Raw genomic sequence first — 17700 nt, 5'->3', positions numbered from 1 at the left:
GGAGCGGTACGGGCCGGCGGTGAGGAATACCGGGGAGGGGTACCTGGCTGGTCAGGCGCGGCCGGCGAGCTCGTAGCCCGCCTCGTCCACGGCGGCGCGCACGGCCTCGTCGTCCAGCGGGCCGGCGGAGACGACGGTGACCAGGCCGGTGGCGGCCACGGCCTTGACGGACGTCACGCCCGCCATCGCGGAGACCTCCTGCGAGACCGAACCCTCGCAGTGGCCGCACGTCATGCCGGTCACCTTGTAGACGGTGGTGATGCCGGTGCCGGAGTTCGTCTGGGAGGTCATGGCTGCTTCCTTCGGGATACGGGAAACGGGACAGGGAAGTGGTGCCGGGCGCTGCCCGGCGTTCCTTCCGACGACATGAACGATATACCCCCCTGGGGTATTCCGGAAGGGCGGCGGAGCCACGGCTGCGGCGCGGCTCGCGCCGAGGCGGCTCGCCCGTGGCTTCCAGCAGTGGCAGACCACCCGGCTCCAGGGCATCGCAGAGGCCCTGGCCAAGGCCACCGGGCGCTGACCGGCCGCGCCACACAGCGGCGTGCGGTGGTCCTGGGGCCCTTGTCGTGGCGGAGGGTTTCGTCAGCGCCCAGGCCCTGCACAAGCGGCTCGTGGCCGACGGCTCGTCCGTCGGCCTCTCCACCGTCTGTCGCACCCTGCCCGCGCTGGCCGAGGCCGGCCGTGCGGACATCTTCCGCGACACCAACGGCGAGCGGCTCTTCCGCCACCGCCCCGGCCCCGACCACCGCCACTACCTGACTGCGCCGAGTGCGGCCTCAGCCTGGCCGTCGAATCCGGCCCCGTGGAGAACTGGGCGGACCGGATGCCCGGACCTCCGGGTTCGCCGACGTCCGGCACGCCGTCGAACTCTCCGGCCGCTGTCCGGACCGCTGCCGGAAGGAGGAGCGGGCACAGACGCAGGAGCGCTGACCGTGATCGTTCACACGCCGTACCCGACGTGCGGCTCCGGCTGCCCCTGCGGTCCGGGCCACGGTGCCCCGTAGGGGCGCGGGGAACTGCGCGACAAGCCACGACGTGCCCGCAGATCGCCCGGACCCCGGGGTGGCGTGTCAGCTGCGGGCCGTCGCCGACCGAGTGCCGTCCCGCCGGGGCGACCCCTGGCGGGACGGCTGACAGCCGGGCCCGGGGCCCTGGCCTCACGCGCGGGCTGCCTCCAGCCCGTGGACGTCCCAGGCGGGGAAGGGGTCGAACCATGACGTCCCCGAATCGTCCGGCCGTACGAGGCAGGCGGACAGCGCCTGCCGCAGTGCCTCGGGGCGCAACTCCGTGCCGATGAAGACGATTTCCTGCCCCTGTCCGCCGGGCTCGCGGGCGCCGGCGGGTTCGAACCGGGCCACGGCCCCGGCCTGCGACCACAGCCCGGTCACCCGGTCACGCCCGGCCAGCCAGAAGAACCCCTTGGAACGCAGCACTTGGCCGTAGGCCCCGGAGTCGAGTTCCTCGGTGACGAACGTCCACAGCCGTTCGGGATGGAAGGCCCTCCCGGCACGGAAGACCGTCGAGGAGATGCCGTGCTCCTCGGTCTCGGGGATGTGGTCGCCGTTGAGCTCCCTGACCCACCCGGGCGCCTGCTGGGCGCGCTCCAGGTCGAAGAGACCGGTGCCGAGGATCGCCGACGGGTCCACCCGGCCGTGCTCGGCCGGCACGACGCGGGCGGCCGGATTGAGCCGGGCGAGCGCCGCCCGGAGCCGGTCGGTATCCGCCGCCCCGACCAGGTCGAGCTTGTTGACCACGATGACGTCGGCGAACTCGATCTGGTCCATGAGGAGATCGCTCACCGTCCGCTCGTCGTCCTCGTACTGGTCGAGGCCGCGTTCCGCGAGGCCGTCGCCGCTCTCGAGCTCGGGGAGGAAGTTCGCGGCGTCCACGACGGTGACCATGGTGTCGAGCCGGGCGAGGTCGCCGAGGGTCGCGCCGTCGTCCCGGGGGAAGGCGAAGGTGGCGGCGACGGGCATCGGTTCGGAGATCCCGCTCGACTCGATGAGCAGGTGGTCGAAGCGTCCTTCGCGGGCCAGCCGGTCCACCTCCTCGAGGAGATCGTCCCGCAGGGTGCAGCAGATGCAGCCGTTGGTCATCTCGACCAGGCGTTCCTCGGTCCGCGACAGCGCGCCTTCTCCGCCCCGCACCAGCGCGGCATCGATGTTGATCTCGCTCATGTCGTTGACGATCACGGCGACGCGCAGCCCGTCGCGGTTGGCGAGGACGTGGTTGAGGAGGGTCGTCTTGCCCGCGCCGAGGAAGCCGGAGAGGACGGTCACCGGCAGCCGGTGATCAGCCATCGCCGTCAGCCCTCCGGGCGCAGCAGCCCGCGCTCGTACGCCTTCACCAGGCGCTGCGGAACCATGTGCACGGCGCCCTCGACGGTGACCGGCACCAGGTGGGGCGTGCTCGCCTTCCACTGGGCGCGGCGGTGGCGGGTGTTGGAGCGGGACATCTTCCGCTTGGGCACGGCCATGGGAACGGGACCTCCGTCGTCGGGTGCGTGCCGCCACGCTATATGAAAACGGAAACCGTTACCAACAGTGTGTCCTGGGCGGCCCTGGCGGCGCCTGCGCCCCTGTGCTGCGACTCCGTACCGCGGGCGCCGGCGTCGGGTGGCATGCCGGCGCGCCTCGCTGGACTGCCGGCACGGCATGCCGGGGCTGTCGCCCTCCCTCGCGGGCTGACCGGGGCGGCCGCTCCTCATGGCAGGGACTCGGTGCAACCGCAACCAAAACCGCAACCAGGGCACGTCCGACGGGCTCAGCGCGCAGGTTCCGGCGGCTGGTCCCAGACCCCGGAGGCGCGCTTGTGTCCCGGTGCCCCATCTGCGGATGGCAGAGGGGGCACCGGGTGGTCAGGCGCGTGTCCGGCGGGGCAGCAGGAACATCAGGGCCCACATCACTGCCAGGGCTCCGGTGACGTACCAGATGGTGCCCGCGAAGGCGCTGGTCACGGTGGTGCCGTGGCTGCCGGCCGGGGCGTGGGTGAAGAACACCACGGAGGCCGCGGCGATGCCCAGGGCGGTGCCGAGCTGCATCGCGGTGTTGAACAGCCCGGACGCGGACCCCGCGTCCTCGTGTCCCACCTGGCCGAGCGCCAGGCCGGCGAGCCCGGCGCCGACCATGCCGAAGCCGGCCCCGAAGAGGATCATCGGGGCAACGGCGGCCGCGAACGGCAGACCCGTGCCCTGGGCGGTGATCAGCAGGTGGTAGCCGACCAGGGTGACCGCGACGAGCACGGCACCCGCCTGCGGGACGCGCCGGGCCTGACGCGCCGCCATCTTCGAGGCGAGCATGGCACCGGTCATACCGCCGATCGAGACGGCGATCGACCCCGGAGCGAACTGCGCCGGAGAAAAGCCCAGTCCCTCCTGCATGAACAGGGTCCAGGTCAGGAGGAACACGCCGGAGACCAGTCCGAAGACCAGCTGGGCGGCCAGCCCGCCGGCGAACGCCTTGCCCCGGAACAGGGACAGCGCGACCAGCGCCGAGCCGTCCTTGGCGGCCTTCGCCCGCTGCTGGGCCACGAAAACGCCCAGCACGACGGCCCCTGCGGCCAGCATGGCGAAGCTCCAGGCCGGCCAGTGCTGCTCGCCGCCGACGGTGAGCGGGTAGGCGATCAGCAGCAGCCCCAGGCTGGAGAGGGCCATGCCCAGGGGGTCCAGGCGGCGGGCCTGCTGGTCACGGGTCTCCGGTATGCACCGGAGGCCGAGCAGGACGGTGGCCAGGCCGACCGGCAGATTGATCAGGAAGATCGGCCGCCAGCCGAGGCCGAAGAGATCGGCACCGGTCAGGACGGCTCCCAGGACGGGGCCGAGGACACCGCCGAGCGACATGATCATCCCGTAGAGGCCGAACGCCTTGGCCCGCGATTCCCCGTCGAAGGTGACGTGGATCGTGGCTAGGACCTGCGGCACCATCGCCGCGGCGGCCGCGCCCTGAAGGGCCCGGGCGGCGATCAGCAATTCCGGGCCGGTGGCGATGCCGCACAGCAGCGATGCCAGGGTGAACACACCTGTGCCGACGAGGAAGATCCGCTTACGGCCGTAGAAGTCACCCAGGCGGCCGCCGGTGATCAGAGCAAGGGCGAAGGTGAGGGTGTACGCGGCCGGGATCCACTGCGTCGCGGCGCTGGAGGCACCGGTGTCGGCCTGGATCGACGGCAGCGCGGTGTAGACGATCGAGCCGTCCAGCGCGTTCATCAGCTCCGCGATCAGCACCACGACCAAGGTGACGGTGCGGGCGCGGCCCGGCCCGGCGCCGGAGCGCGGCCGGCCGGAGGTATGGGTGTCGGTGGACACGGAAACAACAATTCCTGTTCGCATGGGGAGGGGTTGAGGGGCAAGCCCGGGCATGCCCGTACGCCCGCTGCGAGCAGGAGCGGAAAAGGGTATGACGAAGCCCAGGCCATCGGGTGCACCACCGTCGAGGCATGCGTCGGAAGCCCGCTTCAGCGGACAGCCGGAAAGAGCGCCTCAAGACGAGCGGCTACAGGGCCTGGGAGATAAGTCATCACCTCGTGAAACACAACACGGACGAAGCGCGGACGCGCTTCGCAGTCGTCCAGAGTACGGTCGGCGCCAGTCTGTGCAAACTCATTTTCCGACCGCTCTGTCCTCGCCCGCCCTGCCGCAGCCCTGGGTCGCAAGCGGCTGAGCAATCGTTCGCTGTGGTGACCGTAATCCGGGTCGTTGAGAGCGACGGGTGTGAAATCCGTGTGCAGCAGTCGGCGATCGAGCCGGGCCTCAAGGCAACCGACGCAAAGGACGCTGTCCTCCGCGATACCGGCGCATTGCCATACGCTGTCATGCACCATGTACCACTCGTCCGGACCGTCAAGAGGTGCGGTCAGGAAGCCGCAGTCCAGGCAAGGGAACTCGTCCCGCTCGGGGCGACGTTGGCGCCGCATGCCCATACCCGCATGGTGAATACGGGCCATCTTCTTGAGGCCGCCGGACCGCTGCCTCGGGAGACCTACACCGAGACGCGGCGCTCCACCTTTCCCTTTTTTATGCAAGAAGTGCACACCTTCATGCGGACAGGCGTGCCGTCCTTGACGGCCCGCACCGGCTGGATGTTCGGATTGAATCGGCGAGTCGACCGCCCCTTCACGTGCCGAACCTGGGCACGGAGCCCGGCGCGTGCCACACGCTTTCCGAAGCCCGGCTGCTTTCCGCATACATCACATCGACTGGACACTGCATCTCCCGGTCTGCGGCGCATTTGATCACCGCTCGTTCCTTTGCTGGTCACGTGCTTCGCTGAACGAGGGTGTCAGGCGTGTCCGTGGTTACCGCGGAAATCCCCGAATCGAGGGCGAACTGCATTGCTTTCCGTGCAGATTGCACTTCCGTCGGGGCGCCGTACGGCGTTGCACGGCGCCCCGACCCGCAGACCCGCCGTGGGCGTCAGATCCAGCCCCGGGCGGAAGCCGTACGTATCGTCTCGATGCGGTTGCGGGTTCCGACCTTGCGGTTGATCGCGGCCAGGTTGTTGCGGACCGTGCCTGGCGAGAGGTGCAGGACCTCGGCGATTTCTGCGGGGGTGTGCCCCTGCGCGGCCAGGCGGAGGATGTCGATGTCGCGCCGGCTGAGCGGGTTGCCGGGGGCGTGCAGGGCGTCGGTGACGAGCTGCGGATCCAGGATCCGCTCGCCGCGGGCCACCTTGCGGACCGTCTCCGCCAGCTCTTTGACCGACAAGCCTTTGCCCAGGACCCCGTCCACCCCGGTGCCGAGGGCAGTCCTGAGGGAGCCGGGCCGCTCCGGAGGGGTCACGATGACGACGCGGCAGGAGGGCAGGGCAGCTTTGAGCTGTGCCGCGGCCGTGACCCCGTCCAGTCCCGGGAGGCCGGCGTCCAGCAGAGCCACGTCCGGAAGGGTACGCAGCGCGCTCGGCACCACCGCGTCGCCGCGCGGTACCTGCGAGACCACGTGCATGCCGGGCTCGGACGAAAGCACGGCGGACAGTGCTTCGCGCGGCAGTCGCAGGCCGTCGGCGATCAGCACTCGGATCATGGCGGTGGTGTTCCTCTTCGAAAGACGTGTCGGCCGGTAGGGCGTGGCGGCCGACCAGCCCGGTCCAGCCCGGAGTTCAGCTTGCGGGGCGGCGCTTGGGCAGCAGGAGCATGAGGGCCCACAGCGCCAGCATGGCGCCGATGACGTACCAGATCGTTCCGGTGAACGCTGTGGTGACCGCGGTTCCCCGGCTGCCCGCCGGGGAGTGGGCGAAGAACACCACGGTGGTCAGTGCCGTGCCCAGAGCGATGCCGAGCTGGGTCGAGGTGTTGAAGACCCCTGACGCGGAACCGGCGTGGTCGCCGTCCACCCGACTGAGCGTCATGTCGGCCAGTGCGGCACCGACCATGCCGAGGCCGAGCCCTACCAGGAGCATCGGCGCCACGGCCGGCGCCAAGGACAGACCGGTGCCCTGGTCCGCGATCAGCCACGCATAGCCACCCAGCGAGGCAGCGGCCAGCAGGGCCCCGGCCTGCGGGGCCCGGCGGCCCAGGCGAGCGGCCAGGCTCATCACCAGCCAGGCACCGCCTATTTCACCGACGGAGGCCGCCACGAAGCCCAGGGCCGCCTGCCCAGGGGTCAGGGCGAGGCCGTCCTGCAGGAACAAGGTCCAGGTCAGGAAGAACACCCCGGACAGCAACCCGAAGACGAACTGCGCGGCCAGGCCGGCGTTGAAGGCCCTGTCCTTGAACAGTGCGATGACGACCAGCGGGGCGCCGCCCCGTACGGTCCTGGCCCGCTGCTGGAGCACGAAGACGACCAGGATCACCAGGCCCGCCACCGGCATGACCAAACTCCAGACGGGCCAGTGGTGTTCGCCGCCGACAGTGAGGGGCCAGGCGATCAGCAGCAGGCCCAGGCCGGACAGAGCCACGCCCACGACGTCCAGACGCCGGCCGTCACGGTCCCGGGACTCGGGGAGATGACGCAGGCCGAGGAGCACGGCCGCCAGGCCGATGGGCAGGTTGATCAGGAAGATCGGGCGCCATCCGAGGCCGAAGAGGTCAGCGCCGGTGACGACGCCTCCGAGGACCGGTCCGGCGACGCTGCCCAGCGACATGATGGTGCCGTACAGGCTGAATGCCTTGGCCCGGGATCCCTCGTCGAAGGTGACGTGCAGGGTCGCCAGGACCTGCGGGATCATGACCGCCGCTGCACCGCCTTGGACGACGCGGGCGGTGATCAGCAGGCCCGGGGTGCCGGCGAGGCCGCAGAGCAGCGACGCCGCGGTGAAGACACCGGTTCCGAGCAGGAAGACCCGCTTGCGGCCGTAGAGATCACCGAGACGGCCGCCGGTGATCAGCCCGAGGGCGAAGGTCAGGGCGTAGGCGGCGTGGATCCACTGCACGGCAGCGGTGGAGGCACCGGTGTCGCTCTGGATGGAAGGCAAGGCCGTGTAGACGACGGAGCCGTCGAGGGCGTTCATCAGCTCGGCGACCAGGACGACGACGAGCGTGATGGTGCGGCCGCGGGATGTGCGGCTCTCGGGGGAGGCGGAGAGGAGCGGGGAATGGTCGGTGTCGGCGGACACGGAGCAGTTCCTGTTCTGGGGGCAGAATGGGAAAAGGGCAGGCCAGGCGTGCCCGTCCCGCTCACTGCGGTGACAGGAAGAAATGGGTACGACGACGCCCAGGCCGATGGGTACGCCGCTGCTGAGGCGACCGCGCGCTGCCAGGGAAGGGCAGGGGGGTCAAGCCTCAGGACAAGCGGCTGTCAGGCCTGGGAGATAAGTCATCACCTCGTGACATGTGCGACTGGAGCACATGGCTCCGTGACGCTGATCACGCTACTCACGTGGCAGCAGAAGTCGCAATCCATTTATCTGGCCACCGGCCGGAGTGGAGGACCGGCACGGCTCTCCCTGCCTGGTGCTCGCCCTCGGGTCCCCGCTGCCCATGCGGCCGGCGCAGGATCTCCGCCCCCCAGGTCCAGGTCCGAGGGCGGAACTGCAACCAGAACTGCGACCAGAACGCCGAAGGCCCCGGCCGGTTTCCCGGTCGGGGCCTTCGGTAGTGCCCGGTGAGGCACTGGCGGAGGATACGAGATTCGAACTCGTGAGGGGTTGCCCCCAACACGCTTTCCAAGCGTGCGCCCTAGGCCTCTAGGCGAATCCTCCGCCGCAAACAATACAAGACTCTGAGGGGTGCTCGCGAACACGTGCTCCCGGGAGGGGGTCCGGGCGCGTGGGGAGGGGGCGAGGAGTGGCCGAGCACCCCCGGCGATCCGCTACGCTGGGGGCAAGCCCCTCACGTGGCGCTATCTCACCCAACTCCCCCAGGGCCGGAAGGCAGCAAGGGTAAGTGGGCTCTGGCGGGTGCGTGAGGGGCCCTTGTGTTTTCCGGGCTCCTGCGGGCCGGCACGGCCCGGGTGCGCCCCTGGGTGCGGGCCGGGGGATCTGTGACGGAGGCCACTTGTCAGTGGGGCCCGATATCGTCGTAGGTGTGTCGTCCCTCGCGCTCTACCGCCGCTACCGCCCCGAGTCCTTCGCAGAGGTCATCGGGCAAGAGCATGTCACCGCCCCGTTGCAGCAGGCCCTGCGGAACAACAGGGTCAACCACGCGTACCTGTTCAGCGGCCCGCGCGGCTGCGGCAAGACGACCAGCGCGCGCATCCTCGCCCGCTGCCTGAACTGCGAGCAGGGCCCGACGCCCACCCCGTGCGGGGAGTGCCAGTCCTGCCAGGACCTGGCGCGGAACGGGCGCGGCTCGATCGACGTGATCGAGATCGACGCCGCCTCGCACGGTGGCGTGGACGACGCCCGTGAGCTGCGCGAAAAGGCATTCTTCGGCCCCGCCAGCAGCCGCTACAAGATCTACATCATCGACGAGGCCCACATGGTCACCTCGGCGGGCTTCAACGCCCTGCTGAAGGTCGTCGAGGAGCCCCCGGAGCATCTGAAGTTCATCTTCGCGACGACCGAGCCCGAGAAGGTCATCGGCACGATCCGTTCGCGTACCCACCACTACCCGTTCCGGCTCGTCCCGCCCGGCACCCTCCGTGAGTACCTGGGCGAGGTCTGCGAGCAGGAGAAGATCCCCGTCGAGGACGGCGTCCTCCCGCTGGTCGTCCGCGCCGGCGCCGGCTCCGTGCGTGACTCGATGTCCGTCATGGACCAGCTCCTCGCCGGTGCCGCCGAGGACGGTGTGACGTACGCCATGGCCACGTCCCTCCTCGGCTACACCGACGGCTCCCTGCTCGACGCCGTCGTGGACGCCTTCGCCGCCGGTGACGGCGCCGCGGCCTTCGAGGTCGTCGACCGCGTCATCGAGGGCGGCAACGACCCCCGCCGCTTCGTCGCCGACCTGCTGGAGCGGCTGCGCGACCTGGTGATCCTCGCCGCCGTCCCGGACGCCGCCGAGAAGGGCCTCATCGACGCCCCGGCGGATGTGGTCGAGCGGATGCAGGCCCAGGCGTCCGTCTTCGGCGGCGGCGAGCTCAGCCGCGCCGCCGACCTGGTCAACGAGGGCCTGACCGAGATGCGCGGCGCCACCTCCCCGCGCCTCCAGCTCGAGCTCATCTGCGCCCGCGTCCTGCTGCCCGCCGCCTTCGACGACGAACGGTCCGTCCGCGCCCGCCTCGACCGCCTGGAGCGCGGCGCGGCGACGGCCGCCGCGGCCTTCACCCCCGCCCCGCCCGGCACGGCCGTCGGCTACGTCCCGGGGCCGGACGCCCACGTCCCCGCCCCCGCTCCCGCCCATGCCCCCGCTCCGGCCGCCGGCCTGTCCGGCCCGGCGGCGGCACGCGCGGCCGTGACGGGCGCCGGTGCCGGTGGTGGCGGCGCCGCCCCGGCGGGCGCCGCTCCGGCGGCGCAGGGGCCCGCCCAGGGCCAGGGCCCGACGGCGGGCGGCCCGCAGGCGGGTGCTGGTGCTTGGCCGACGGGCGCCGCTCCGGCGGCTGGCCCGGCCCAGGGAGGTGCGGGCGCCCCCGCCGCCTCCGGCGGCCAGGCCGGCGCGTGGCCGGCCGGTACCGGCGCGGCGACTGCCGCTCCCGCGCCCCAGGGTCAGGCCCCTGCCGCCCCCGGCTCGCAGCCCGGCGCCTGGCCGACCGCCGCCGCACCCGGCTCGGCTCCCGCTCCGCAGCCCGGCACCGCCCAGGCCGCGAACGCCCCGCAGGCCGCGAGCGCCCCGCAAGCCGGTGCGTGGCCGACGAGCGCCGCGCCCGGCGCACCCTCCGCCCCCCAGGCCGGCGCCTGGCCCACGGGCGGCAGCCCCGCCGCGCCCGCCGCCCCCGCCGCGCCCACGGGCGGGCCCGTGGGCGCCCCGCAGGGCGATGCCTCCCAGGCGCGTCAGCTCTGGCCCAACATCCTGGAGGCGGTCAAGAACCGCCGCCGCTTCACCTGGATCCTGCTCAGCCAGAACGCCCAGGTCGCCGGCTGTGACGGCATCACGCTCCAGGTCGGCTTCTCCAACGCCGGCGCGCGCGACAGCTTCGCCAACAGCGGCAGTGAGGACGTCCTGCGGCAGGCCCTCGGCGATCTCGGTCTCCAGTGGAAGACCGAGCTCATCGTCGACCCCTCCGGCGGCGCCAACCCGCCCGGCGGCGGCTCCGGCGGCTTCGGCGGCGGCTCCACCGGCTACAGCGGTGGTGGCGGCTACGGCGGCGCCCCCGCCGCCCCCCCGACCCCCGCCTACGCCCGCCCCCAGGCGGCCCCCGCGGCCCAGGCCCCCGCCCCGGCCGCGCCCCCGCAGCAGGCCGCATCCCCCACCCAGGCCACCCCGGCACACTCGGCCGCCGCCCCGGCATCCCCCTCCGGCCCCGCACAGCGGTACGGCGCCGCCGCCGAGCCCGAGGCCCCGCCCGTCGCCCCCGAGGACGACATCCCCGCCGAGGACGACCCGGATCTCGACGACACCGCCCTGACCGGCCACGACCTGATCGTGCGCGAGCTCGGAGCGACCGTCATCGAGGAAATCGCCAACGAATAGCCGGCCGACAGCCGGCGAAGCGCCAACCGACAGCCAACGAACAGCCGACGAAATAGCCAGCAGGCGGGCACGAAACCGCAGGTCAGGAGCGCGCGCAGCGCAAAGCGCCCGCGCGCGCCCCTTCTCCTTCCTGCGGCGTAGGGCGCACCGCCCGGTGAGCACGTAGGCTCGGGCTACCGAAGCATGAAGCGTTCGGAACGCTTCGGAATGCCTCGGAACGCATTGAGTCGTCGAGAGCCAGGAGCGAAACCTTGTTCCCCGGTGGTCAGCCCAACATGCAGCAGCTGCTCCAGCAGGCCCAGAAGATGCAGCAGGACCTCGCCAAGGCTCAGGAGGAGCTGGCGCGCACCCTCGTCGACGGCACGGCCGGCGGCGGCCTGGTGAAGGCCACCGTCACCGGTGCCGGCGAGCTCCAGAACCTGGTCATCGACCCCAAGGCCGTCGACCCGGAGGACACCGAGACCCTCGCGGACCTCGTCGTGGCCGCCGTGCGCGACGCCAACGAGACCGCCCAGAAGATGCAGCAGCAGAAGCTCGGCCCCCTCGCCCAGGGCCTGGGCGGCGGCGGCATCCCGGGTCTCCCGTTCTGACCCCCACCGCTTAAACCGCTCGAACCGCTTAAACCGCTCGAACCGAAGAAACTGAAGACGAAGGAGAACCCGATCCGTGTATGAAGGCGTGGTCCAGGACCTCATCGACGAGCTGGGCAGGCTGCCCGGCGTCGGTCCCAAGAGCGCGCAGCGGATCGCCTTCCACATCCTTCAGGCCGAGCCCGCCGACGTCCGCCGGCTCGCCCACGCCCTGACCGAGGTGAAGGCCAAGGTCCGCTTCTGCGCGGTCTGCGGCAACGTCGCGCAGGAGGAGCGCTGCCGGGTCTGTCAGGACCCGCGCCGCGACCTCGCGGTCATCTGCGTCGTGGAAGAGCCCAAGGACGTCGTCGCCATCGAGCGGACGCGCGAGTTCCGCGGCCGCTACCACGTGCTCGGCGGGGCCATCAGCCCCATCGAGGGCGTCGGCCCGGACGACCTGCGGATCCGCGAGCTGCTGGCGCGGCTCGCGGACGGCACGGTCACCGAGCTGATCCTGGCCACCGACCCCAACCTCGAGGGCGAGGCCACCGCCACGTACCTCGCGCGCATGGTGAAGCCCATGGGGCTGAAGGTCACCCGGCTGGCCAGCGGTCTTCCCGTGGGTGGGGATCTTGAATATGCCGACGAGGTCACGCTCGGCCGTGCCTTCGAAGGGAGAAGACTTCTCGATGTCTGACGCAACGCTGCACGACGCCAAGCGCGATCCCGGAGACTTCGCCGTCTCGATCTCGGACTCGATCGAGAGTTTCATCGTGGCCGTCACCGAGGTCTCCCGAGGCGACGAGCCCGACAGCGCCGTGCCCTTCCTCCTCCTGGAGATCTCCCAGCTCCTCCTCACCGGCGGCCGCCTCGGCGCCCACGAGGACTTCGTCCCCGACGAGCGCTACGAGCCCGACGTCGGCCCCGAGCCGGACGTCGACGAGCTCCGCGAGCGGTTCGCCACCATGCTCGACCCCGTCGACGTCTACTCCGAGGTCTTCGACCCCTACGTCCCGCGCAGCGCGCCCGTCGCCTCCCGGATCTCCGACGACCTCGCCGACATCATCACCGACCTCCGCCACGGCATGGCCCACTACCGTGACGGCCGCGTCAGCGAGGCCCTGTGGTGGTGGCAGTTCTCCTACCTCTCCAACTGGGGCCCCACCGCCTCCGCCTGCCTGCGCGCCCTCCAGTCGCTCGTCGCCCACGTCCGCCTCGACCAGCCGCTGGCCGAGCTCGACGGCCTCGACACGGACGCCATCGACCCCGAGGAGCAGCTCGCCGAGGAAGCCGGCCGCGTCATGGCCGCCGAGATCGGCGGCCCGATGGTCATGCGGGCCCGGAACGTCCCCAGGGACGTCTGAGACGTCCCTGGGCGCCCGCGTAGGGCCCTACGCCCCCGGGGAGGGCCCTACGCCCGGCAGTTGGCTATGCCCGGCAGTTGGCCACCGTCCCGCCGAAGCGGTTGTCGGTGCGGCAGGTGTTCAGGCCCGCGCCGCCGTCGACGGTGCCGCGCGGGCCGACGACCAGGGCTGTGCCGCCCGGCCCCCGGATGATGTCGTCGCCGTCACCGCCCACGACGGAGGCGGGGTTGACCTGCCCGATCTCCGGCACCTCGATGACATCGGCGCCCGGACCCCCGTCGATGCTTCCGGCGTTCGTCTCGGTTCCACCGAAGGCGCCGGTGCGAATGGTGTCGTCGCCCTCGCCGCCCCAGATCTGGAGCTGGTGGCCGTACCCGCGGCCCTCCACCCTGTCGACGGTGATCGAGTCGTTGCCCTTGCCGCCGTCCACGTTGCCGTCCGCGCTTTCGATGACGATGGTGTCGTTGCCGTCACCTCCCTTGACGGCGGAGCGGTCGAACCGCCCGCTCTTGTCGAGTTCCGTGACATGTATCGTGTCGTGGCCCGCGTCGCCGCTGATCGTGCTGTTGACGGCGACAGAGCCGGTCTCGATGACGTCGTTGCCGTCACCGCCGCTGACCGTTCCCAGGACGACGCCGCCGGTGGCAATCGTGTCGTCGCCCGCCCCTCCGTCGACCGTGCCCCTGACGTTCTCGTCGCCGTACTGGTCGCCCTTGCCGGTGACGGTGATCTCGTCGTCGCCGTCACCGCCGTTCACGCTGCCGGACAGGACCTGGTGGACGGTGATGATGTCGTCGCCGCCCAGGCCGTTGACCGTGCCGCGGACGATGCCGGTCCCGGCGCCGCTGAGGGGGATCTCGATGATGTCCGCCTTGTCGGTGCCGTTGAGAGTCGTGCCGGCGGGGATCCCCTGCGCGCAGACGATGCGTTCGCCGCCGCCGGAGAGCGGATGGCGGACGCAACCGGGCGGATCGGCAGGGTCGGCGGTGGCCGCGTGCGCGGGTGACGCCGACAGGGCGGCGGTCACGGCGAGGGCGAGGGTGGCTGAGAGCCTTCTGAGGTTCACGGTTCTCACACCGCCCCGCAGTTGGTGACGGTGCCGCCCGCGCGGTTGTCGGTGCGGCAGAGGTTGTCGCCACGCCCGCCGTCGACGGTCCCGTACTGGCCGACGACGACCGAGGTGCCGCCCGGCCCCTGGATGACGTCATCGTCGTCGCCCCCGGAGACCGTGGCACTCCTGCCCTGCCCGACGGACGGCACCTCGATGAGGTCGGCCCCGGCACCCCCACGGACGAGACCGGGGAGTTCCCCGTCGTCGACACCGATCGCCCCGAGGCGGATGACGTCGGCGCCCTCGTCGCCGTCGACGGTGACGGTTCTGATGAGGCGGCCCGTCAGGCGGCCGATCCCGTTGACGATGATCTCGTCCGCACCCGGGCCGCCGTGGAGCGGGCCGCTGAGCGACCCGACCGTGATGGTGTCGTTGCCCGGCCCGCCGTCGAGGCGGCTCGACTTGTCGTACGCGGGTACGACGTAGGCGGCGAGCTGGAGGGTGTCGTTTCCTTCGCCGCCGTCGATCATGGCGCTGTGCACGCCGCCGGTGGTGATCCTGTCGTCCCCGGCGCCACCGTCGATGAGCCCCCGGAACGACACGCCTCCAGTGGTGATGGTGTCGTCGCCCGCGCCGCCGTGGATGGGGCCCTCGACGCTGAACCTGTCCTGGTCGGTCACGGTGATCCGGTCGTCGCCGTCACCGCCGTCGATGGAGCCACGGATCTCGAAGCTGCCGCCGCTCGCGCGGATCCTGTCGACGGTGATGACGTCGTCCCCACCGAGGCCGTTGACAGCGCCGTTCAGATGCGCGTCGCCGCCGCTGACCTCGATGAGGTCCGCCTTGTCGGTGCCGTTGAGGGTCGTGCCGACGGGGACGCCCTGAACGCACACAATGTGAACTCCGCCGCCCGGTAAGGCGCTCCGGGTGCAGCCGGGCGGGTCGGCGGGGGCTTCGGCGACCGCGGCCGGGGCCGGGGCCGCCCAAGCCACGAACGCGAGGCCCACGGCGAGCGAACCGACGGCTCTACGTACATGACGTACATGTCTGGAAGGCATTGCGCCAGGCTTGCCGTGCTTCACGGACCTCACAAGCGGGGAATCGGACCTGCCGGATCCATCACGTTGTGCAGCGTCTTCGGGTCCACGAACGGCGCCGCCCGCGTCGGACGCGAGTACCAGAGCAACGGCCACGTGTTCCCCGTCAACGCGGGTACCCCGATGTACGCGATCGTGCGCGTCCCGCTGAACCACTGGACGCCCATGGGCCACGGGTAGTTCTTCGCGGTGCCCGGCGGCAGCAGGAAGTACGTCCAGCGGAACCCCTTCGCCTCGCACACCACCGGCCCCGGGTCGGGCGCGGCGCGTTCGATGAGCTGCAGGGCGAACTCTTCACCCCGCACGCCCTGGGCGCGTACGGCGTCGAAGTGCACGCCGCAGCGCCACAGGTGGTGTCCTGCCAGCGGAACCCACTCTGGACGGAAGGCAATTGTTGAGGTTGGTGGGTGAGTTTCGTCTTTCACGGCGAACACGATGGGTGATCGTGCCTAGCCTGACCAGTGACTGGAGGTGGACCCCCGGTTCGGTACGCGACTGCGGGGGAATGCCGGGAGGGAGAAGCATGTCGGACGGCAGGCAAGCCCGGTCCAAGTCGGCGACGATGCGGATGTTCGGAGCGGTGCTGCAAGCGGTGCGCAGGCGCGCGGGCGTGAGCAGGGAACGGCTCGCCGAGGCGGCGAAGTACTCGGTGGACATGATCTGTTCGGTCGAACAGGGACGACGAAAGCCGTCGATCCAGCTCATCGACGCGGCGGAGGAGCTGTGCGATGGGGGAGGACTGCTACGGGAGGCGGCGAAGCACATCGTGCAGAGCAAGTTCCCGGACTGGTTCGAGGAGTATGCGAAGTACGAGGAGGAGTGCGCCCAGCTCGGGATCTACGAGAGCCGTGTGATTCCCGGCCTGTTCCAGACGGAGGACTATGCGCGAGCGGTGTTTCAGAGCAGCCGACCGATCGTCGATGAGGAGCAGATCGAGGAATGGGTGGCCGCTCGTATGGAGCGCCAGCGGCTTTTGGACCGGAGCCCGATCCCGGTGATCAGCGCCGTGATCGAGCAGGTCGTTCTGGAACGGCCGATCGGCGGCAAGGAAGTCATGCGCGGGCAACTGCAACATCTGTTGCAGGTCGCTGAACGGCGCAACGTCGACCTCCAGGTCATGCCGACGAAGCGCGAGACCCACGCCGGGCTTGCGGGCTCGATGTACCTGCTGGAGACGCAGGATCAGCAGCGGCTGGTCTACTTCGAGGGGCAGATGGGCAGCGTGCTGCACACCGGCCCCAAGGAGGTATCCGTCCTGAACATGCGCTATGCGATCCTGCGATCGCAGGCGCTCACCCCCGAGGACTCGGTGAGCGTGATTGAGGAGATTCTGGGAGAGCTGTGAACTACGACCCCCGAATATCGGGCAGTGAAGGTCTGGACTGGTTCAAGTCCAGCTACAGCGGCAGTGATGGCGGCGCGTGCGTCGAAGTCGCCTATGCCTGGCGGAAGTCCAGCTACAGCAGCGACCAAGGCGACGCATGCGTCGAGGTGGCGACCTGCCCCGACACCGTCCACGTCCGGGACTCGAAGCTTGAGCTCCGAGCTCCGAGACTCGATGTCACCCCCGCCGCGTGGGCGGAATTCACGGGTTTCGTCGCCCGGGCTTGAGACCCGAGCTCCGAGGGCCGAGACCCGAGCGCTGCTTTAGAGGAATGGGTGGTGGGGGATATCTCCCACCCACCCTCCCAAGTCGCCTATACCACAACTGTGATGACTTGACGTGATCCGGTTGCGACGCGGAGTGCGGACGCCCTAACGTCCCTAACAACAGACGACCCCGGCCGGTGCTCGAACACCGATCCGGGGCCTGACCTGCTAGATCGAATAAACACCGAGGATTCGATCCATGGCTGTTGCCAACTCTAGTACTGCCCTGCCCACTCCCACACACCCCATGGCCAATCCGGGCTACGGAAAGCGCGTCGCGCCCGACCAGGCGCCGCGCACGGCGAACGACTTCGTACATCTGCCCAGGCGCGAGGCGTCGATCGCCGCGTTCATCGACCAGCTGCCCGAGGGGGCGGCGATGGACGCGAAGACGCTGGCGAAGGTCCTCCCGGACTACGGCCAGCAGGCGTGCCGCTCGGCGCTGCGGTACCTGCGCGAGGCGGGTCACCTGCTCGTTCGTCCCGTCGTCGAGGCCACGGAGGCGGGAAAGCGCTGGGTGACGCGTACGTTCTTCTCGCGCACCGCGCGCCCCACCTCGTGGTGGGAGCGGCTGCTGCGAGGCGACGTACCGTCCGCGGACCGACCGGAGCCGGAACCGGCTCCGCAACCGCACCCGGCTCCGCAGCCGGAACCCCGCCGCTCGCGCGCGTACCGCGCCCTCGCTTCTCTCGGTCGTGTCGACCCCAGACTGACGCTTTCCGCTGCCGAGTGCGCGGAACTCGAACCCCTCGCCGCGCGGTGGCTGGCGCTCGACACGACCCCCGAACAGATGACGGCGGCCCTGACGGCCGGCCTGCCGCATCCGATCAACAGACCCGCCGGACTCATGCGCGAACGCCTGGAGCGAAAAATGCCCCCCGTGCCCGCGAGATTCACCCGTCCCCTTTCCCCCGACCGCACCGGCGAGGCCCTGCCCCCCGACGAAGTCGCCCGCCACGCCGACAGACTCCGCGCCGCCGCCGGCATCGCTCGTAGGGGCGGAAGGGGCTGTGACGGTTGAGCGA

19 protein-coding genes, 1 tRNA gene and 1 other RNA gene are annotated in these 17700 nt (G+C 70.9%); 9 read left to right on the top strand and 12 right to left on the bottom strand.

Annotated elements, in window-relative coordinates; genetic code table 11:
• Positions 1-51: 51 nt before the first annotated feature.
• Positions 52-291: a heavy-metal-associated domain-containing protein gene (locus IE096_RS26990; protein WP_189456039.1), complete on the bottom strand. Its 240-nt coding sequence runs from the start codon at positions 289-291 to the stop codon at positions 52-54.
• 38 nt (positions 292-329) lie between these two features.
• Here IE096_RS26990 and IE096_RS32020 point away from each other — a divergent pair, with 38 nt between their 5' ends.
• Positions 330-1007 (top strand): transcriptional repressor, encoded by a 678-nt coding sequence (locus tag IE096_RS32020; protein ID WP_308430384.1) that lies wholly within the window; start codon positions 330-332, stop codon positions 1005-1007.
• A 153-nt stretch (positions 1008-1160) separates the two neighbouring features.
• Here the strand turns inward: IE096_RS32020 and IE096_RS26980 are convergent, their stop codons facing one another.
• The 8 genes from IE096_RS26980 to IE096_RS26945 all read right to left on the bottom strand — a co-directional run bounded on the left by IE096_RS26980 (position 1161) and on the right by IE096_RS26945 (position 8135).
• A complete protein-coding gene (locus tag IE096_RS26980; RefSeq protein ID WP_189456037.1) occupies positions 1161-2303 on the bottom strand; it encodes a GTP-binding protein in 1143 nt (380 codons plus the stop codon).
• A 5-nt stretch (positions 2304-2308) separates the two neighbouring features.
• Entirely contained in the window at positions 2309-2479 is a 171-nt protein-coding gene (gene rpmF, locus IE096_RS26975; protein WP_189456035.1) for a 50S ribosomal protein L32, read from the bottom strand.
• 381 nt (positions 2480-2860) lie between these two features.
• A complete protein-coding gene (locus IE096_RS26970; RefSeq protein ID WP_229820641.1) occupies positions 2861-4306 on the bottom strand; it encodes an MFS transporter in 1446 nt (481 codons plus the stop codon).
• A gap of 149 nt (positions 4307-4455) precedes the next feature.
• Positions 4456-4920: a hypothetical protein gene (locus tag IE096_RS26965; RefSeq protein WP_189456031.1), complete on the bottom strand. Its 465-nt coding sequence runs from the start codon at positions 4918-4920 to the stop codon at positions 4456-4458.
• Between the two features lie 59 nt (positions 4921-4979).
• Positions 4980-5228: a 50S ribosomal protein L28 gene (gene rpmB, locus IE096_RS26960; protein ID WP_373298214.1), complete on the bottom strand. Its 249-nt coding sequence runs from the start codon at positions 5226-5228 to the stop codon at positions 4980-4982.
• A 185-nt stretch (positions 5229-5413) separates the two neighbouring features.
• Positions 5414-6019 carry a response regulator transcription factor gene (locus tag IE096_RS26955; protein ID WP_189456029.1) on the bottom strand — a complete coding sequence of 202 codons (606 nt, stop codon included), beginning with the start codon at positions 6017-6019 and terminating at the stop codon, positions 5414-5416.
• Between the two features lie 76 nt (positions 6020-6095).
• Entirely contained in the window at positions 6096-7550 is a 1455-nt protein-coding gene (locus tag IE096_RS26950; RefSeq protein ID WP_229820640.1) for an MFS transporter, read from the bottom strand.
• A 497-nt stretch (positions 7551-8047) separates the two neighbouring features.
• Positions 8048-8135, bottom strand: a tRNA-Ser gene (locus tag IE096_RS26945).
• Positions 8136-8257: 122 nt separating this feature from the next.
• Here IE096_RS26945 and ffs point away from each other — a divergent pair.
• The 5 genes from ffs to IE096_RS26920 all read left to right on the top strand — a co-directional run bounded on the left by ffs (position 8258) and on the right by IE096_RS26920 (position 12877).
• Positions 8258-8352: signal recognition particle sRNA small type (gene ffs / locus IE096_RS26940), an RNA gene on the top strand.
• Between the two features lie 108 nt (positions 8353-8460).
• Positions 8461-10944 (top strand): DNA polymerase III subunit gamma and tau, encoded by a 2484-nt coding sequence (locus tag IE096_RS26935; RefSeq protein WP_189456026.1) that lies wholly within the window; start codon positions 8461-8463, stop codon positions 10942-10944.
• Positions 10945-11219: 275 nt separating this feature from the next.
• The gene (locus tag IE096_RS26930; protein ID WP_373298213.1) at positions 11220-11534 is read left to right on the top strand and encodes a YbaB/EbfC family nucleoid-associated protein; all 315 of its coding nucleotides are present in this window, start codon (positions 11220-11222) and stop codon (positions 11532-11534) included.
• 76 nt (positions 11535-11610) lie between these two features.
• Positions 11611-12210 carry a recombination mediator RecR gene (gene recR, locus IE096_RS26925; RefSeq protein ID WP_126915205.1) on the top strand — a complete coding sequence of 200 codons (600 nt, stop codon included), beginning with the start codon at positions 11611-11613 and terminating at the stop codon, positions 12208-12210.
• Positions 12203-12877: a DUF5063 domain-containing protein gene (locus tag IE096_RS26920; protein WP_189456024.1), complete on the top strand. Its 675-nt coding sequence runs from the start codon at positions 12203-12205 to the stop codon at positions 12875-12877. The genes recR and IE096_RS26920 overlap by 8 nt, the downstream gene beginning before the upstream one ends.
• 64 nt (positions 12878-12941) lie before the next feature.
• Here the strand turns inward: IE096_RS26920 and IE096_RS26915 are convergent, their stop codons facing one another.
• From IE096_RS26915 to IE096_RS26905, 3 genes are all read right to left on the bottom strand, one after another.
• Positions 12942-13943, bottom strand: coding sequence for a calcium-binding protein (locus IE096_RS26915; protein ID WP_189456022.1), 1002 nt, complete (start codon positions 13941-13943; stop codon positions 12942-12944).
• Positions 13944-13948: 5 nt separating this feature from the next.
• Positions 13949-14821 (bottom strand): calcium-binding protein, encoded by an 873-nt coding sequence (locus IE096_RS26910; protein ID WP_189456021.1) that lies wholly within the window; start codon positions 14819-14821, stop codon positions 13949-13951.
• Between the two features lie 194 nt (positions 14822-15015).
• Positions 15016-15459, bottom strand: coding sequence for a hypothetical protein (locus IE096_RS26905; protein WP_229820639.1), 444 nt, complete (start codon positions 15457-15459; stop codon positions 15016-15018).
• Between the two features lie 89 nt (positions 15460-15548).
• Between IE096_RS26905 and IE096_RS26900 the strand changes: the two genes are divergently transcribed.
• The 3 genes from IE096_RS26900 to IE096_RS26890 all read left to right on the top strand — a co-directional run bounded on the left by IE096_RS26900 (position 15549) and on the right by IE096_RS26890 (position 17696).
• Positions 15549-16370, top strand: coding sequence for a helix-turn-helix domain-containing protein (locus IE096_RS26900; protein WP_189456018.1), 822 nt, complete (start codon positions 15549-15551; stop codon positions 16368-16370).
• Positions 16367-16636, top strand: a complete 270-nt coding sequence (locus tag IE096_RS26895) for a DUF397 domain-containing protein (RefSeq protein WP_229820638.1) — start codon at positions 16367-16369, stop codon at positions 16634-16636. Before IE096_RS26900 ends, IE096_RS26895 begins: the two co-directional genes overlap by 4 nt.
• A gap of 238 nt (positions 16637-16874) precedes the next feature.
• Entirely contained in the window at positions 16875-17696 is an 822-nt protein-coding gene (locus IE096_RS26890; protein ID WP_189456016.1) for a hypothetical protein, read from the top strand.
• The last annotated feature ends 4 nt before the right edge of the window (positions 17697-17700 follow it).

Source organism: Streptomyces abikoensis (genome assembly GCF_014648775.1).
GTDB lineage: Bacteria > Actinomycetota > Actinomycetes > Streptomycetales > Streptomycetaceae > Streptomyces > Streptomyces abikoensis.
This window is presented reverse-complemented; position numbering and strand designations above follow the sequence as displayed.

What these genes read in the sequence shown, in the direction of transcription:
- IE096_RS26930 (WP_373298213.1), top strand. Translation starts at nt 11,220, where the DNA reads ATGCAGCAGCTGCTCCAGCAGGCCCAGAAGATGCAGCAGGACCTCGCC.
- IE096_RS26920 (WP_189456024.1), top strand. Translation starts at nt 12,203, where the DNA reads ATGTCTGACGCAACGCTGCACGACGCCAAGCGCGATCCCGGAGACTTC.
- IE096_RS26890 (WP_189456016.1), top strand. Translation starts at nt 16,875, where the DNA reads ATGGCTGTTGCCAACTCTAGTACTGCCCTGCCCACTCCCACACACCCC.
- IE096_RS26990 (WP_189456039.1), bottom strand. Translation starts at nt 291, where the DNA reads ATGACCTCCCAGACGAACTCCGGCACCGGCATCACCACCGTCTACAAG.
- rpmB (WP_373298214.1), bottom strand. Translation starts at nt 5,228, where the DNA reads ATGCGCCGCAGACCGGGAGATGCAGTGTCCAGTCGATGTGATGTATGC.
- IE096_RS26965 (WP_189456031.1), bottom strand. Translation starts at nt 4,920, where the DNA reads ATGGGCATGCGGCGCCAACGTCGCCCCGAGCGGGACGAGTTCCCTTGC.
- rpmF (WP_189456035.1), bottom strand. Translation starts at nt 2,479, where the DNA reads ATGGCCGTGCCCAAGCGGAAGATGTCCCGCTCCAACACCCGCCACCGC.
- IE096_RS26900 (WP_189456018.1), top strand. Translation starts at nt 15,549, where the DNA reads ATGTCGGACGGCAGGCAAGCCCGGTCCAAGTCGGCGACGATGCGGATG.
- IE096_RS26955 (WP_189456029.1), bottom strand. Translation starts at nt 6,019, where the DNA reads ATGATCCGAGTGCTGATCGCCGACGGCCTGCGACTGCCGCGCGAAGCA.
- IE096_RS26980 (WP_189456037.1), bottom strand. Translation starts at nt 2,303, where the DNA reads ATGGCTGATCACCGGCTGCCGGTGACCGTCCTCTCCGGCTTCCTCGGC.